Here is a 17496-nt window from a genome sequence, read left to right on the forward strand (position 1 = left end):
GATCAGTCACAGGGAGCAGGTGGGTGCAAGAGCCCGGCATCCGCATCTGCGCACGTTCATCCGCACCTCGGTGTGCGCTGATCACAGCGCAGGGAGGCCATCCGGGCCAGGGCAGTTTCTTTGTTCAACAACACAGGGCTGGTGTCCGCACCGCCCTGCCCACTGCAATGACTACAGATACCACCCGTTGTGCGCCTTCCGCCTTGTCCTCTTCCATCCGCAACGTCGTCTTCATCGACAGCGGCGTACCCGATGCACAGGCCCTGGCGGCCTCTGTGCAGTCCGACACCCGGGTGGTATGGCTGGATGCATCCGCGGATGGGGTCGAGCAGATCGCCGCGGTGCTGCGCCAGTACGAGGGGCTGGACAGCGTGCAGATCGTGTCCCATGGCGCCGAGGGCGCGATCCGCGTGGGCAGCACGGTTCTGGACGGCGCCACGGTGGAACGCTACCGGGGTGCGTTGAAGGACTGGGGCACGGCGCTGGGCCCCGACGGCGACCTGCTGCTCTATGGCTGCGACGTGGCCGCCGGTGGCCGCGGGCAGGCCTTCATCGATGCGCTGGCGCTGGCCACGGGTGCCGACGTGGCTGCGTCCACCGACACCACCGGCAGCCTGCTGCTGGGTGCCGACTGGGACCTGGAGCGCAGCACCGGCAGCATCGAAGCCGCGAGCGCGCTGGGCGCACAGGCGCAACTGGACTATGCCCACACGCTGCCGCTGGTGAACAACGGCGCCGCCGGCACCATCAATTTCAGCACCAGCAGCAACGTCACGCTGATCAACACCACGGGCCTGGCGGCCGGTGCCGTGGTGAATGCAGCCAACATCCTGGGGACGGGGCTCGACCTCTACGCCCGAAGCAGCAACGGCGGCGGCATTTCGGCGGTCAACGTCAATGGGGCCGGCCTGGCCGGCATTCCGCTCAGCGACGACCGGCTCACCGTCAACGGTTCGCTTCTTTCGCCGGTCAGCTATGTGGACCTGCGCGCGAACAGCGGCGTGTTCGACATGGTCAGCCTCAAGCTGGGCAGCGGCAGCCTGGTCGGCAACCTGCTGGGTACCGTGGTGTTCACGGTGTATGCGCTGGACGCGAACTACCAGCCCACCGGCGTCGGCGTGTCGCTGACCAGTCTGCTGGTCAACGAGTACGGCCTGCTCAACTTCGCTTCGATGGCCAACTTCAAGGGCATCTACGGCGTGCGCATCGTCAATCCGCTGGGCTTCGAGGTGGCCATCGACGACGTGCAGGTGGCCAATGGCCGGGCCACGCCGTCCGTCACCTCGGCTGCCTACAACGCCGGCACGGGCACGCTGACCATCAGCGCAGCGAACCTGGTCAACGGCGAACCCATCGACCCGACCAAGATCACCCTCAGCGGCCAGGGCGGCAGCTACACGCTGACCACGGCAGTCGCTGCCGCCGCCGGCACGTCATCGGTGGAGATCACGCTGAACGCGGCCGACAAGCAGGCCTTGAGCGGCCTGCTCAACAAGGCGGGCACCAGCGCCGTGGACGGTACCACCTTCAACCTGGCTGCGGCCGCCGGCTGGGTCACCAACACCAGCGCCCCGGTGGACCTGACCGGCAACCCGATCACGGTCGGCAACCTGCTGCTGCCGACCATCACCTCGGCCACCTACGACTCCAGCACCCACGTGCTGACGGTGACGGGCAGCAACCTGGTGAGCATGCCCGGCGCGGGCAACGACATCACCGTCTCCAAGCTGGTCCTGCGCGGGGAGGGCGGGGCGACGCGCACCCTGAGCACCACCGGCAACGTCGAAGTCACCAGCGCCACCTCGTTCTCGGTCACGCTGTCGGGCGCCGACGTGGCAGCGGTCGCGGCCCTGCTCAACAAGAGTGGCGCGGCCTCGGCCGGGGGCACCACCTACCAGCTCTCGGCCGGTGACGACTGGAACAGCGTCGTCGGCAACGCCGATACCTCCGTGGCGGGTGCTGCGGTGGTGGTGACCAATGCCGCCAATGCCGCGCCCACCATCACCGGGACGGCCACGGCCAGCACTGGCGACAATGCGGCCATCACGCCCTTCTCCGGCGTCACCGTGGCCGATGTCAACGGCGACAATGTCAGCCTGGCCATCGGCTTCAACGGCGCCAACGGCACGCTCAGCGGTGCCGGCCTGTCGGGCAGCAATGGCAGCTACACGTTGAGCGCCGCCACGCCGGCGGCGCTCACGGCCCAGCTGCGCGCGCTCACGTTCACGCCCACGGCCAACCAGGCGGCAGTGGGCGTCAACGTCGCCACCACCTTCTCGCTGACGGCCACCGACAGCAACGGCGCGGCCAGCGCGGCCAACACCGCCACCGTGGTCACGGCCACCTCGGTCAACGATGCACCGGTGCTGGGCGGCACCGCTGCGGCCCAGAGCGTGACCGCCGGCGGCACTTTGCATCCGTTCAGCGGCGTCACGCTGAGCGATCCGGATGTCGGGGCATCGGTCATCGTCACCATCACGCTGGACAGTGCCTCCAAGGGGGCTTTCACCGCGGCCTCGCTCAGCGCCTCGGGCTTCTCCACCTCCGATGGCGGCCTGAGCTACTCCCATGCGGCGACGGCACCCGGTGCCGCCCAGGCGGCGCTGCAGGCGCTGGTGTTCCAGGCCGCCGCCGGGCAGAACGCCACCACCACCTTCACGGTCAGCATCAACGACGGCAGCACCATCGTCAACAACAGCGCTACCACGGTGGTGGCGGCCACCCCCAGCAGCACGACCGCGGTGACGGTGGCGTTCTCGGCCGACACCGGCGTCAGCGCCACCGACCTGGTCACCAACGTGGCCGCGCAGACGATCTCCGGCACGCTCAGCTCCGGCCTGGCCAGCGGGGAGCGGGTCGAAGTCTCGCTGGACAACGGCACCACCTGGACCACCGCCACGGCGGCTGTCGGTGCCACCACCTGGCAACTCGCCGGCCAGACCCTGAGCGGCACCGGCACCCTGCAGGTGCGCGTAGCCAACGCGGGCGGCAGCAGCGCGCCGCTCACCAAGAACTATGCGCTCGATACCACCGCGCCCACCACCACCGGGGGCAGCGTTGCCTTCTCCGGCGATTCGGGCGCCAGCGGCAGCGACCTGGTCACCAACGTGGCTGCGCAGACCATCAGCGGGACGCTCGGCGCCAACCTGGCAGCAAGCGAGCACGTGGAGGTGTCGCTCAACAACGGCAGCACCTGGACCACGGCCAGCGCCAGCGTCGGCAGCAATGCCTGGAGCCTGGCCGGGCAGACCCTCACCGGCAGCGGCACCCTGCAGGTGCGCGTGGTCGATGCCGCGGGCAATGCCGGCACCGCGGCCGGCAGCGCCTTCGTGCTCGATACCACCGCCCCCACGGCCTCGCTGAGCAGCAACACCAGCACGCTCAAGAGCGGTGAGCTGGCGCTGGTCACCGTCACCTTCAGCGAGGCGCCCAGCGGGTTTGCACTGGGCGACCTGAGTGCCGTGGGCGGCACGCTGGGCAACCTCAAGGCCACGGCCGACCCCCACATCTACACCGTGGAGCTGACACCGGGCGCCGGACAGAGCGGCGTGCCGGGCGGCGTCTCGCTCACGGCGGGCAGCTACACCGACCTGGCGGGCAACAGCGGTGGCGGGGCTGCCTCGGGCACCATCACCATCAGCACGGTGGGCCCGAGCGTATTGATCACCAGCGATGTGGGCACGCTCAAGAGCGGCGAAACGGCCAACATCAGCTTCACCTTCAGCAGTGCGCCCACCGGCTTCACCGCCAGCGACGTCGTGGCCACCGGGGGCAGCATCAGCGGCCTCACCAGCACCGGCAATCCCTTGGTGTACACGGCCGTCTTCACCCCGGCCGCCGACGTGAGTGCCGCGGCCTCGATCACCGTGACCGGCGGCAGCTACACCGATGCCGCCAGCCTGCCGGGCGGTGCCGGTGCCACCCCGGTGATCCAGATCGACACCCGCGCGCCCACGGTGGCGATCACCAGCAGCACCCCGGCGCTGAAGATCGGCGAGACCGCCACCATCAGCTTCACCTTCAGCGAGGTGCCAGTCGGCTTCACCGCTGCCGACGTCAACGTCACGGGCGGCAGCCTGAGCGGCCTTGCCGTCACCGGCGATCCGTTGGTGTACACCGGCGTCTTCACTCCGACCGCCGGTGTGCCCAACGGCACGGCCAGCATCACGGTCGCGGCGGGCAGCTACACCGACACCATCGGCAACAGCGGCCAGGCCGGCACCACCCCGGCGATCAGCATCGGCACGCTGGCGCCCACCACCACCGGAGCCACGGTCGCGTTCTCGGCCGACTCCGGCGCCAGCAGCTCCGACCTGGTCACCAACATCGCCACCCAGAACCTCAGCGGCTCGCTCAGCGCCGCGCTGGCGACGGGCGAAGTGGTCCAGGTCTCGCTGGACAACGGCAGCACCTGGGTGAATGCCAGCGCTTCTGCCGGCAGCACCAGCTGGGCCCTGGCAGGCGCCACCCTGGCCGGCAACAACACCTTGCAGGTGCGCGTGGGCGATGCCGCCGGCAACCATGGCCCCGCCTTCAGCGCTCTCTACGCGCTCGACACCACGGCGCCCTCCGTGGCGGTGGCCAGCAACGTCGCCGCGGTGAATGCGGGCCAGACCGCGACCCTGACCTTCACCTTCAGCGAGGCACCGAGCAACTTCACCACATCTTCGCTCAGCGTCACCGGCGGGAGCGTGAGCGGGATCACGGCCACCGCCAACCCGCTGGTCTACACCGCCACATTCACGCCCACCATCGGCCAGGCGGGCGTCACCGCCAGCATTGCGGTCAACAGCGCAGGCTTCACCGACAGCGCCGGGAACAATGGCCAGGCCAGCACGCCGGCGACGATCGCCGTCAACACCACCGCGCCCACGCTGGCCATCACCAGCAACGACAGCACATTGACCGCGGGCGAGACCGCGCTCATCACCTTCACCTTCAGCGCTCCGCCCACCGGCTTCACGGCTGCTGACGTGACCTACGCCAACGGCACGCTGAGCGGCTTCACCGTCACCTCCGACCCGATGGTGTACACGGCCAGCTTCACCCCCACCGCCGGCCTGGCCAATGCCAGCGCCACCATCGGGGTGGGCAATGGCACATACACCGACGTGTTCGGCAACAGCGGCTCTGGTGCCATCTCGCTGCCCATCGCCATCGACACGGTGGCGCTGACGGTGGACATCACCAGCAGCACGCCCGCGGTCAAGGCCGACGAGACGGCGTTGATCACCTTCACCTTCAGCAAGCCGCCGATCGACTTCACCAGCAGCGACGTGCTCACCACCGGCGGCACCCTGAGCGGCCTGGCGGTCACCGGCAATCCGCTGGTCTACACGGCCACCTTCACGCCCACGCCCGGCATCCAGAACATCAGTGCCGGCATCTCCATCGCCGCGGGCGCCTTCACCGATGCCGCCGGCAACACCTCCGCCGCAGCGCAGACCCCGGCGCTGGCCATCGACACCCGGGCCCCGACGGCAGCCGCCAGCACCGTGGTGTTTTCCAACGACAACGGCGCGAGCCCCACCGACCTGGTCACCAGCTCGGCCTCCCAGACCATCACCGGCACCCTGGCCGCGGCACCTGGCAGCGGCGAGTACGTCGAAGTGTCGCTCGATGGCGGCATGAACTGGACCACGGCCAATCTGGTCGGCACCGCCTGGACGCTGGCCGGCCACAACCTGCTGCCCGGCAACAATGTGCTGCAGGTGCGCGTGACCGATGCCGCTGGCAACCACGGACCGACCCTGTCGCAGGCCTATGTGCTGGACACCACGTCGCCCACGGCCGCCGTCAGCGCGAACACCCCCGCGCTCAAGGCCGGCGAGACGGCGCTCATCACCTTCACCTTCAACGAGGCGCCGCTAGGCTTCGCCATCGGCGACCTCAGCGCCAGCGGCGGCACGCTCAGCAGTTTTGCCGCTACGGCCAACCCGCTGGTCTACACCGTCGTGTTCACGCCCAACACCGGGGTGAGCGGCGGCAGCGGCGTGGTGACCCTGAACGCCGGCAGCTACACCGACAGCGCCGGCAACAGCGGCCTGGCTGCATCGCTGCCGGCCATCAGTGTCGACACCCTGGTTCCCACCACCGGCGGCGCGACGGTGGCGTTCTCCAGCGACAGCGGCAGCACCACGGACCTGGTCACCAACGTCGCGGCGCAGACCATCAGCGGCACGCTGAGCGCCAACCTCGCGGCCGGTGAGACGGTGCAGGTCTCGTTCGACAGCGGCACCACCTGGATCTTGGCGACCTCCCTGGCGGGCAGCAACGGCTGGACGCTGACCGGCCAGACCCTCACCCCCGGCACCGGCCAGCAAGTCCAGGTGCGCGTGAGCGATGCGGCCGGAAACCACGGCCCTGCCACGGGCTTTGCCTACACGCTGGACCAGAGCACGCCCACGTTGCAGATCAGCAGCAGCAAGTCCACGCTCAACAGCGCCGAGACGGCGCTCATCACCTTCACCTTCAGCGAGGCGCCCGCGGGCTTTTCTGCAGCCAGCGTCAGTGCCAGCGGCGGCATCCTGTCAGGCCTTGTCGCGACGGCCAACCCGCTGGTCTACACGGCCGTGTTCACGCCCACGGCGGGCCAGGCGGCCGGCACCGGCACCGTGACGGTGGCGGCCGGTGCCTACACCGACATCGCCGGCAACCTCGGCGGTGCGGCCGCGGTGCCGGCCATCAGCTATGCCACGGTGGCGCCGGGCATCTCCATCACCAGCGATGTCGGCATGCTCAAGGCCGGCCAGACGGCCAGCATCACCTTCCGGTTCAGCAGCGCGCCGACCGGCTTTGCCACGAACGACATCGTGGTCGGTGGCGGCACGCTGAGCGGCTTCGGCGTCACTGCCGATCCGCTGGTCTACACCGCCCTGTTCACACCGGGCGCGGGCGTCACCCAGGACAGCGGGACCATCAGCGTGGCGTCCGGCCTGTTCACCGACTCGCTGGGCAACCCGGGGGTAGGGGGCAGCCTGGTGCCCATCACCATCGACACCGTGGCGCCTACCCTGGCCATCACCAGCAGCGTCAGCTCGCTCAACGCCAGCGCGACGGCGCTGATCACCTTCACCTTCAGCGAGGCGCCCGCATCGTTCACGCTGGGCGACATCAGTGCCACCAACGGCAGCCTGGGCAACCTGGTGCAGACGGCCAACCCGCTGGTCTATACCGCCGTGCTCACGCCGGCGCCCAACGTGGCCAGCGGAACTGCCGTGGTCAGCGTGGCGGCAGGCGCCTTTGCCGACCTGGTCGGCAATGCCGGCGTCGCCGCCATGGGCCCATCGATCGATGTCGATACGCAGGCCCCGAGCGTGGTCAGCGGCAGCCTGCAGTTCTCGGCTGACACGGGCAGCAGCAGCACCGACCTGATCACGCGCACTGCAACCCAGACCATCGCCGGCACCTTGAGCGGCGGCACGCTGGGGGCGGGCGAGGTGGTGGAGGTCTCGCTCGACAACGGCAGCACCTGGCAGGCAGCCACTGCTCCCGCGGGCGGCACCAGCTGGTCGCTGGCGGACCAGACCCTGGTTGCCGGCAGCGGCAACGTGCAGGTACGCGTGCGCGTGAGCGACAACGCCAGCAACCACGGACCCATCACCAACTACACCTACGTGCTGGACACCACGGCGCCCACGGTGACCATGGCCAGCGACGCATCCAGCCTGCGCGCCGGCCAGTCGGCCACCATCACCTTCACCTTCACCGAGGCGCCGGCCGGCTTCACCCTGGGCGACCTCATCGCCACCGGCGGCACGCTGAGCGGCTTCACCGCCACCGCCAATCCGCTGGTCTACACCGTGGTGCTGACGCCGACGCCGGGCTTTGGCGGCAACGCCAGCGTCACCCTCGGCAATGTGCTGTACGCGGACGCCGCGGGCAACGCCGGCACCGGCGGCCAGGTCATGGGCATCGGCGTCGACACCCAGGCGCCGACGCTGGCCATCACCAGCAACGCCAGCACGCTGGGCGTGGGGCAGAGCGCCACCATCACTTTCACCTTCAGCGACGTACCGACCGGGTTCACGCTGGGGGACGTCACGGCCACCAATGGCACGCTGAGCAACCTCGTCGCCAGTGCCGACCAACTGGTCTACACCGCCACCTTCACCCCGGCGGCGGGCGTCGCTGGCGCGAATGCGCAGGTCAGCGTGGCCGCGGGCCTGTACCTGGACGCGGCCGGCAACGCCGGCGCGGCGGTCAGCAGCTCGCCCATTGTCGTCAACACCGTGGCGCCGACCACCAGTGGCGCCTCGGTGTCGTTCTCGGCCGACTATGGCGCGAGCAGCACGGACCTGGTCACCAACGCGGCAACGCAGGTGGTCAGCGGCACGCTCGACGCACCGCTGACCGCCGGGCAGCATGTGGAGGTGTCGCTCAACAACGGCGGCACCTGGCTGACCGCGCAGACGGCCAGCCCCACCCAATGGACGCTCGCACCGCAATCGCTCTCGGGCAGCGGCTCCGTGCAGGTGCGCGTGGTCGATACCGCCAACAATGCCGGCCCGGTGTTCTCGGCCGGCTTTGTGCTGGACCTGCTGGCGCCGACGATGGCCGTCACCAGCAGCGCCGCCGAGCTCAAGGCCGGCGATTCGGCCACGCTGACCTTCACCTTCAGCGAGGCGCCGAGCGGCTTCACGGTGGGCGACCTGGTGGCCGTCAACGGCACGCTGAGTGGATTCACCCCCACCGCCAACCCGCTGGTGTACACCGTGGTGCTGACACCCACCGCGGGCCTGTCCGGTGCCAGCGCCAGCGTGACACTGGCGCAGGGCATGTACACCGACCTCGCCGGCAATGCGGGCAGCGCTGTCAGCTCGCCGCTGATCACGGTGGACACTATGGCCCCCAGCCTGCAGATCACCAGCAGCGCGGCCAGCCTGCGGGTAGGGGAGCAGGCCACCATCAGCTTCACCTTCAGCGAAGCGCCGTCCGGTTTCGGCATCGGCGACGTCAGCGTCACCGGCGGCGTGCTCAGCGGTTTCGGCCAGACCGCCAACCCGCTGGTGTACACCGCCATCTTCACCCCCACTGCGGGCAGCAGCGGCAGCGCCACCATCAGCGTGGCAAGCGGCGCCTACTTCGATGCGACCGGCAACCCCGGCCCGGCGGCCGCGGTCACGCCGATCACCTACAGCACCCAGGCGCCCACCACCACGGGTGCGACGGTGGTGTTTTCCGCCGACACCGGCATTGCCGGCGACCTGATCACCAGCACCGCGCTGCAGACCATCACCGGCACGCTGAGCGCCAACCTGGTGGCCGGCGAGTCGGTGCAGGTGTCGCTGGACAATGGCTCCACCTGGATCGGCGCCACCGCAGTGGCCGGCAGCAATGCCTGGGCCCTGGCGCCGCGCACGCTGACCGGCGGCGGCACGCTGCAGGTGCGCGTGACCGACGCCGCCGGCAACATCGGCCCGGCGTCATCGTCCCTGTATGCGCTGGACACCACGGCGCCCGGCGTCAGCATCACCAGCAACCCGACGGCGCTCAAGGCCGGCGACAGTGCCACGCTCACCTTCACCTTCACCGAGGCGCCGCAGGGTTTCACCCAGGCCGACCTGGCGTTGACCGGCGGCACCATCTCGGGTTTCGGCGTGACGGCCAACCCGCTCGTCTACAGCGCCTTGTTCACACCGACCGCGGGCTTCAACGGTGCCAGCGGCGTGACGCTGGCGGCCGGGGCGTTCACCGACGCCGCCGGCAACGCCGGGCCGGGCGCCAGCTCTCCGACCATCACCATCGACGCCCAGGCGCCGACGCTGGCCATCACCAGCGACAAGACGCAGATCGGCATGGGCGACACCGCGCTGATCACCTTCACCTTCAGCGAGGCACCCGTCGGCTTCGCGGTGGGTGACGTGGCGGTGACCGGCGGCACCCTGAGCGGCTTCACCGTCACCTCCAACCAACTGGTGTACACGGCCGTGTTCACGCCCACGCCAGGCACCGCCTCCGGCAGCGCCAGCATCACCGTGGCACCCGGCCTGTACAGCGATGCCGCCGGCAATGGCGGCGGTACCGACACGCTGTCGGGCATCAGCTTCAACACGCTGAGCCCGGTCGCCGCCCCGGTGGGCACGCCGACGTTCTCCAACGACAACGGGGCCAGCAACACCGACCTGATTACGTCGATTGCGGCGCAGACCGTGAGCGGCAACCTGTCGCAGTCGCTGGCGGCCGGCGAGTCGGTGGAGGTCTCCTTCGACGACGGTGCCAACTGGATGCCTGCGGCCACCATAGGCACCACCTGGTCGCTGGGCCATACTCTGACCGGCAGCGGCGTGCTGCGCGTGCGGGTCGTCGATGGCGGGGGCTTCCACAGTCCGGAAACGGCCAATGCCTACGCCTACCAGCAGACCACGCCGACGGTGACCATCACCAGCAACGTCACCACCGCCAGCAGCGTGGCGCCGGCGGTCATCACCTTCGCCTTCTCGGAGGCGCCGAGCGGGTTCACGGCCTCGGACATTGCGTTCACGGGCGGCACCCTCGGACCGCTGACCGCCACGAGCGACCCCAAGATCTACACCGCCACCTTCACACCGACCGCCGGGGTTGCGTCCGGCAATGCGACCATTTCCGTGACTGGCGCTTACACCGATCTTGCGGGCAATGCCGGCGCTCCCGGCAGCATTCCCTCGCTCCAGGTCGACACCGTGGCACCTGTCACCACCGCCAACGGCGGGGTGCAGTTCTCCAACGACGGTGGCACCAGCACGTCGGACCTGGTCACCAACAACCCGTCACAGGCCCTCAGCGGCACGCTGAGCGCGCCACTGGCCGCCGACGAACTGGTCAACGTGTCGGTCGACAACGGCACCTCCTGGAACACTGCCAACGTCAGCGGTACCACCTGGACCATGCCCGGGCTGTCTCTTCAGAGCGGTACCCACAGCTTGCGCGTGCGGGTGGCGGACCTGGCGGGCAACTTCAGCACCGAGCACACGCAGACCTACACCCTGGACACGACGGCACCGACGGTCACCATCACCAGCAACAGCAGCACGGTGGCTCCGGGCCAGAGCGTGACGGTGACCTTCACCCTCAGCGATCCAGGCGTGCTGAGCCTGGGCGACATCGCGGTCACCGGCGGCACGCTGGGCAACTTCAGCGGCAGCGGCACCACCTACACGGCGACCCTCACGCCCCTGGCGAACAGCACCACACCGATCAACGTCACGGTGGCTGCCAACCTGCTCACCGATGCTGCCGGCAACACCAGTGCGGCCGCCACCCCGCTGGTGGTGGCGGTGGGCTCCTCGCCATCCCCCGGCGGTGGCGGGGGAGGCGGCGGGGGCGGGGGCACCCCGAGCACCGTCGACGGTGTGCCCATCACCACCGCCCCGGGAGAGAGCGGCGCCACCGTCCTCACCGTGCCCGTGGTGGAGCCCGGGCGCGTCGATACCCCCGGTACCTCCACCCTGCTGGCCGACATCCCCATCGTCAAGGCGGCGGATGGGCATCCCATCCTGTCGGTGAGCGTGCCCACCGGTGTGGGGCTGAAGGCCGAAGGCCTGGGCTCGGCGACCTCCGGGGCCGCTGCGCTGGCCGAGCTGGGCTTGCGCATCGAGCGTGTCTCGGGCGCCAACGGGCAGCTCACCAATGCCGGCAAGGTGTTCTATGCCAGCATGGCCCCTGGCGAGGCGCTGACCGTGCACGTCATCACCCCCACGGCAGGAGCGGGCTTCAATCCCAACGTGCCGCTCGTGATCAACGGCAGCGCGTTTTCCGGCGACGGCAAGCAGGCCGTCATCATCGACGCGCGCGCGCTGCCCTCGGGCGCCACCATCCGGGTGGACAACGTCGACTTCATTGCCGTGGCGGGCAAGGTGCGCCTGACCGGCGGTGCCGGCCAGAACTTTGCCAGTGGCGACGACGAAGACCAGTGGATCGTGCTGGGCCCGGACGACGACGTCATCCACGGCAGCGGCGGCCAGGACATCATCGGCAGCGAGGGCGGCGATGACCAGGTCTTCGGCGATGCCGGTGACGACGTGGTCTTTGGCGGCGATGGCAACGACCTCATCTCCGGCGGCAGCGGCAGCGACCGCCTGAACGGCGGTACCGGTTTCGACGTGGCACTGCAGGAGGGCAAGCGGAGCGACTACACCGCCGTGCTGGACGGCGCCGGCATCCGGCTCACGCACACCGCCAGCGGTGTCTCCGATTGGCTGGTGGACATCGAGCAGGTGCACTTCGACACCGGCCCCATCCTCACCGTGGCGCACAGCGCCGCCGAAGAGGCCGTCGCCTACCTGGCCGCCAAGTGGGTCGGGCGTGACCTCACGCAAAGCGAAGGCGCCTACGTGCAGACCCTGGCGGGCAAGAGCGCCCTCGAAGTGGCCACCATGTTCGCCAACTTCTTCCCGCAGCTCGCGGCGGGCCGTACGCCTGCGCAACTGCTTGAGGGCATGGCCAGCGCCGGGGCGATCCGGGTGGATGCCGTGCGCGAGGAGACCGTCACGGGCGATGCGGGCGACAACACCATCCACCCCATCATGGGCCTGGCCCGGTATGTGGATGGCGGCGCGGGCATCGACACGGTGGTCTTCCCTGCCACCTTGGCAAACACCTATGTGCTGGCCAACCCGGGCGGCAGCTTCACGCTGCAGCGCCTGACGGAGGGCTCCATGCTCGACCTCACCCACGTGGAGCGGGTGACCTTCAACGACACCCGGCTCGCGCTGGACGTTGCCGGCAACGGCCACGCCGGCCAGGCCGCCAAACTGGTCGGCGCACTGGCCAACCCCAGCCTGCTGGCCAACAAGGGGCTGATGGGAGAAGCCATCCGCCTGCTGGATGCCGGCGTCAGCACCCAGCAGCTGGCAGGCCTGGGTCTGCAGATACTGGGCCTGCAGACACCGGCCCAGGTGGCGCAGCTGCTGTGGACCAACCTCGTGGGCCGCGCGGGAACCGCCCAGGAAATCAAGGGCATCACGGACTACGTGGAGCTCAACAGCCTTACGAACAACGACTTGGTCGTGCTGGCAAGCAACCTGGATCTCAACGCTACGCGCATCGACCTGGTGGGGCTGGCGAGCAGGGGGATCGAGTTCGCCTGAGTCAGCGCACCGGCCAAGAAAAAACCCCAAGCAGCGTGAGCCACTTGGGGTTGTATCTTTGGCGGAGAGGGCGGGATTCGAACCCGCGGTGGGGATTAGCCCACACACGCTTTCCAGGCGTGCGACTTAAACCGCTCATCCACCTCTCCGAAGCCCTCGATTATAGCCATGGCTTTGGGCGGTTTTGGGCAGATCGGGGCAGGGCGGTGCAAAAAAATTGCCCGACTCCGCATTTCTCACACCTCTCTGGCCATCACAGGGGCTTTTGCGCCGTCTGCACCATCTTCATGGCCGAGCCGATCAGGGCCGAGACCTCGCTCATGTTGCTGGGCACGATGAGGGTGGTGTTGGCGTCGGCGGCCACCTTGCCGTAGGCCTCCACGGCCTTCTCGGCGACCTTGAGCTGCACGGCCTGTTCGCCGCCGGGCTGGCGAATGGCTGCAGCCACGCGCTCGATGGCCTGGGCCGTGGCTTCGGCCACGGCGGTGATGGAGGCGGCCTCGCCCTGGGCGTTGTTGATCTGGGCCTGCTTTTCACCCTCGGAGCGGGCGATGTACGCCTCGCGCTCGCCGGTGGCGATATTGATCTGCTCCTGGCGGCGGCCTTCCGAGGCCGCGATCAGCGCGCGCTTCTCGCGCTCTGCCGTGATCTGGGCCTGCATGGAGCGCAGGATCTCGGCCGGCGGCGTCAGGTCCTTGATCTCGTAGCGCAGCACCTTCACGCCCCAGTTCAGGGCCGCTTCGTCGATGGCCTGCACCACCTGGGCGTTGATGATGTCGCGCTCCTCGAAGGTCTTGTCCAGTTCGAGCTTGCCGATCACGGAGCGCAGCGAGGTCTGCGCCAGCTGCGTCACCGCCATGATGTAGTTGGACGAGCCGTAGCTCGCACGCATGGGGTCGGTCACCTGGAAGTACAGGATGCCGTCCACCTGCAGCTGGGTGTTGTCGCGCGTGATGCAGACCTGGCTGGGCACGTCGAGCGGGATTTCCTTCAAGCTGTGCTTGTAGGCGACCTTGTCGACGAAGGGCACCAGAAAGTTCAGCCCCGGGGTAAGGGTGCCTGCATACTTGCCCAGGCGTTCCTTGACCCAGGCGTTCTGCTGGGGCACGACCTTGACCGAGCGCGCGATGAAGATCACGGCGATGATGAAGATGACGATGGCGATTTCCATGGGAAGCCTTCCTTTCTGGTTTACGGAGAATCTGTGGCCGGACGGCCGCCTACGACGGTGTCGATGGCAGGGGCAGGGGGCGCCGAAAGGCGTCGGGCAGACGGGGATTAGACGGGATCAACCAGCAGGCGGTTGCCCACCAGTTCCGATACGCGGTGCATGCCGGTGGAAGGGGTGACGCCGGGGCGGTGGATGGCGGTCCAGGTGGCGCCCCGGTATTTCACGAGGCTGGTGCCATCAGGGTTCCAGCTGTCGATCATGAGGGTCTCGCCCACGTCCAGGTTCACGCTGCGGTCGGCACGGGCCGATGGGTCGCCGGGGCGCCTGCGCTTGGCGTAGTGCCAGGCCACCACGGCACCGCCGCCCACCAGGGCGGCTGTCACGATCTGCAGCGCCATGGCCAGCCCCAAGTGCGCGGCAAGGGCCGCCGCGCACAGCCCCACGGCCAGCATGAGCAGGTAGAACGTGCCGGTGAGCAGTTCTGCCACCACCACACCGCCTGCCAACAGCCACCAGATGGTGGATTCCGCCATACCGACCTCCTCCTGTGTTGTTTGTTGTTCGGATCCTGAACAACCTGTGTGCCAGTTGTTCCTAATCCACCACATTCTGGGTCAAAAGACCCCCAGTTCAAAGGCCTGACAAGCTTATTCCTTACACTTCGCGCCTATTTCGTTTTTTGGCTCGCCGGCAGGGCACGGTTTCACGGAGGCTGCGCATGAAGTTTCGTTTTCCCATCATCATCATCGACGAGGACTATCGTTCCGAGAACACCTCGGGCCTGGGCATTCGCGCCCTGGCGCAGGCCATCGAGGCCGAGGGTTTCGAGGTGGTGGGTGTCACCAGCTATGGTGACCTGTCTCAGTTCGCGCAGCAGCAAAGCCGCGCCAGCGCGTTCATCCTGTCCATCGACGACGAGGAGTTCACGCTGGGCGAGGGGCTGGACCCCATCGTGCTGAGCCTGCGCAACTTCATCGGCGAAGTGCGCCGCAAGAACGCCGAGGTGCCGATCTACGTGCACGGCGAGACCAAGACCAGCCGCCACCTGCCCAACGACATCCTGCGCGAGCTGCACGGCTTCATCCACATGTTCGAGGACACGCCGGAGTTCGTGGCGCGCCACATCATCCGCGAGGCCAAGAGCTACCTGGAGGGCGTGCAGCCGCCGTTCTTCAAGGCGCTGCTGGACTATGCCGAAGACGGCTCCTACAGCTGGCACTGCCCCGGCCACTCGGGTGGCGTGGCCTTCCTCAAGAGCCCGGTGGGCCAGATGTACCACCAGTTCTACGGCGAGAACATGCTGCGCGCCGACGTGTGCAATGCGGTGGAAGAACTCGGCCAGCTGCTGGACCACAACGGCGCCATTGGCGAGAGCGAGCGCAACGCCGCGCGCATTTTCAATGCCGACCACTGCTTCTTCGTGACCAACGGCACTTCCACCTCCAACAAGATGGTGTGGCACCACACCGTGGCCCCGGGCGACGTGGTGGTGGTGGACCGCAACTGCCACAAGTCCATCCTGCACAGCATCATCATGACCGGGGCCATCCCGGTGTTCATGAAGCCCACGCGCAACCACTTCGGCATCATCGGCCCCATCCCGCAAAGCGAGTTCGAGCCCGAGGCGATCCAGGCCAAGATCAAGGCCAATCCGCTGCTCAAGGGCGTGGATGCCAAGAAGGTCAAGCCGCGCGTGCTCACGCTCACGCAATCGACCTACGACGGCGTGCTCTACAACACCGAAACCATCAAGGGCATGCTCGATGGCTATGTGGACAACCTGCACTTCGACGAAGCCTGGCTGCCGCACGCCGCCTTCCATCCCTTCTACGGCACCTACCATGCCATGGGCAAGAAGCGCACGCGCCCCAAGCATTCGGTGACCTACGCCACGCAGTCCATCCACAAGCTGCTGGCCGGCATCAGCCAGGCCAGCCACGTGCTGGTGCAGGACTCGCAGACCGCCAAGCTGGACCGCCACCTCTTCAACGAGGCCTACCTGATGCACACCAGCACCAGCCCGCAGTACAGCATCATCGCCAGCTGCGATGTGGCCGCTGCGATGATGGAGCCGCCCGGCGGCACCGCGCTGGTGGAAGAAAGCATCCTGGAGGCGCTGGACTTCCGCCGCGCCATGCGCCAGATCGAGGACGACTTCGGCAAGAACGACTGGTGGTTCAAGGTCTGGGGCCCGGACAAGCTGGTCGATGAAGGCATCGGCCGCGCCGAGGACTGGATCATCCGCAGCGACGCCAAGGGGAAGAAGGCCGGCACCAAGTGGCACGGCTTCGGCCAGCTGGCCGACGGCTTCAACATGCTGGACCCGATCAAGTCCACCATCGTCACGCCTGGCCTGAACCTGGACGGCAAGTTCGACAAGAAGGGCATCCCCGCGTCCATCGTCACCAAGTACCTGGCCGAGCACGGCGTGGTGGTCGAGAAGACCGGCCTGTACAGCTTCTTCGTGATGTTCACCATCGGCATCACCAAGGGGCGCTGGAACACGCTGCTCACCGCGCTGCAGCAGTTCAAGGACGACTACGAGAAGAACCAGCCCATGTGGCGCATCCTTCCCGAGTTCTGCCAGCAGCACAAGCGCTATGAGCGCATGGGCCTGCAGGACCTGTGCCAGCACGTGCACGAGATGTACGCCAAGTACGACATCGCACGCCTGACGACCGAGATGTATCTGTCGGACCTCACGCCCGCGATGAAGCCCTCGGACGCGTATGCGCACATTGCGCACCGCAAGACCGACCGCGTGGAGATCGACCAGCTCGAAGGCCGCATTACCGTGGGCCTGGTCACGCCGTACCCGCCGGGCATTCCGCTCTTGATCCCCGGTGAGGTGTTCAACAAGAAGATCGTGGACTACCTCAAGTTCGCCCGCGAATTCGCCAAGCTGTGCCCGGGCTTCGAGACCGACATCCACGGCCTGGTGGAGGTGGAGGACGAGAACGGCAACGTGCGCTACTACGCGGACTGCGTGGCCGAGGAAGTGCCGGCCAAGCCTGCGGCCAAGAAGAATCCGAAGCCATTGGCGACCGAGAAGAACCTGGTGCAGGTGGGATCGGACGGACCGTTTGGCCGCACCATCTAGCCATGAACGGCTGGGCCTGGCAGCGCCCGGCCCCCACAGATCGATCGCCCTGCGGCCCACGCCGCAGGGCGATTTTTTGTATTCGCGGTCATTTTTTTCTGCTGCTGCATCCGATGCCGGGCAAGCGCCGTATTGATTGACAGCCGCGTGGCATTTCT

General features: G+C 68.1%; 4 protein-coding genes and 1 tRNA gene. 2 read left to right on the forward strand and 3 right to left on the reverse strand.

The genetic code is table 11. The annotated features are described in order from the left end of the window. Window positions 1-203: 203 nt before the first annotated feature. Complete coding sequence (locus AC07X5_RS15145; RefSeq protein ID WP_494770826.1) at window positions 204-13067, forward strand: Ig-like domain-containing protein; 12864 nt, start codon at window positions 204-206, stop codon at window positions 13065-13067. Window positions 13068-13126: 59 nt separating this feature from the next. On the opposite strand, the gene AC07X5_RS15150 is transcribed toward AC07X5_RS15145, so the two are convergent. The 3 genes from AC07X5_RS15150 to AC07X5_RS15160 form a co-directional block, all read right to left on the reverse strand. After that, window positions 13127-13216: transfer RNA gene (locus tag AC07X5_RS15150), tRNA-Ser, on the reverse strand. 104 nt (window positions 13217-13320) lie between these two features. Continuing rightward, window positions 13321-14238, reverse strand: a complete 918-nt coding sequence (locus AC07X5_RS15155) for an SPFH domain-containing protein (protein ID WP_494770827.1) — start codon at window positions 14236-14238, stop codon at window positions 13321-13323. Between the two features lie 107 nt (window positions 14239-14345). Then, window positions 14346-14771: an NfeD family protein gene (locus AC07X5_RS15160; RefSeq protein ID WP_409955857.1), complete on the reverse strand. Its 426-nt coding sequence runs from the start codon at window positions 14769-14771 to the stop codon at window positions 14346-14348. Between the two features lie 185 nt (window positions 14772-14956). On the opposite strand from AC07X5_RS15160, the gene AC07X5_RS15165 reads away from it, so the two are divergent. Further along, a complete protein-coding gene (locus tag AC07X5_RS15165) occupies window positions 14957-17338 on the forward strand; it encodes an Orn/Lys/Arg family decarboxylase (protein ID WP_494770828.1) in 2382 nt (793 codons plus the stop codon). Window positions 17339-17496 lie beyond the last annotated feature (158 nt).

This window comes from Acidovorax sp. GW458-11-26-14-TSB4 (genome assembly GCF_059423865.1).

Bases quoted from the DNA above. Each gene is read 5' to 3' on its own strand.
- AC07X5_RS15155 (WP_494770827.1), bottom strand. From the start codon at position 14,238: ATGGAAATCGCCATCGTCATCTTCATCATCGCCGTGATCTTCATCGCG.
- AC07X5_RS15160 (WP_409955857.1), bottom strand. From the start codon at position 14,771: ATGGCGGAATCCACCATCTGGTGGCTGTTGGCAGGCGGTGTGGTGGTG.
- AC07X5_RS15165 (WP_494770828.1), top strand. From the start codon at position 14,957: ATGAAGTTTCGTTTTCCCATCATCATCATCGACGAGGACTATCGTTCC.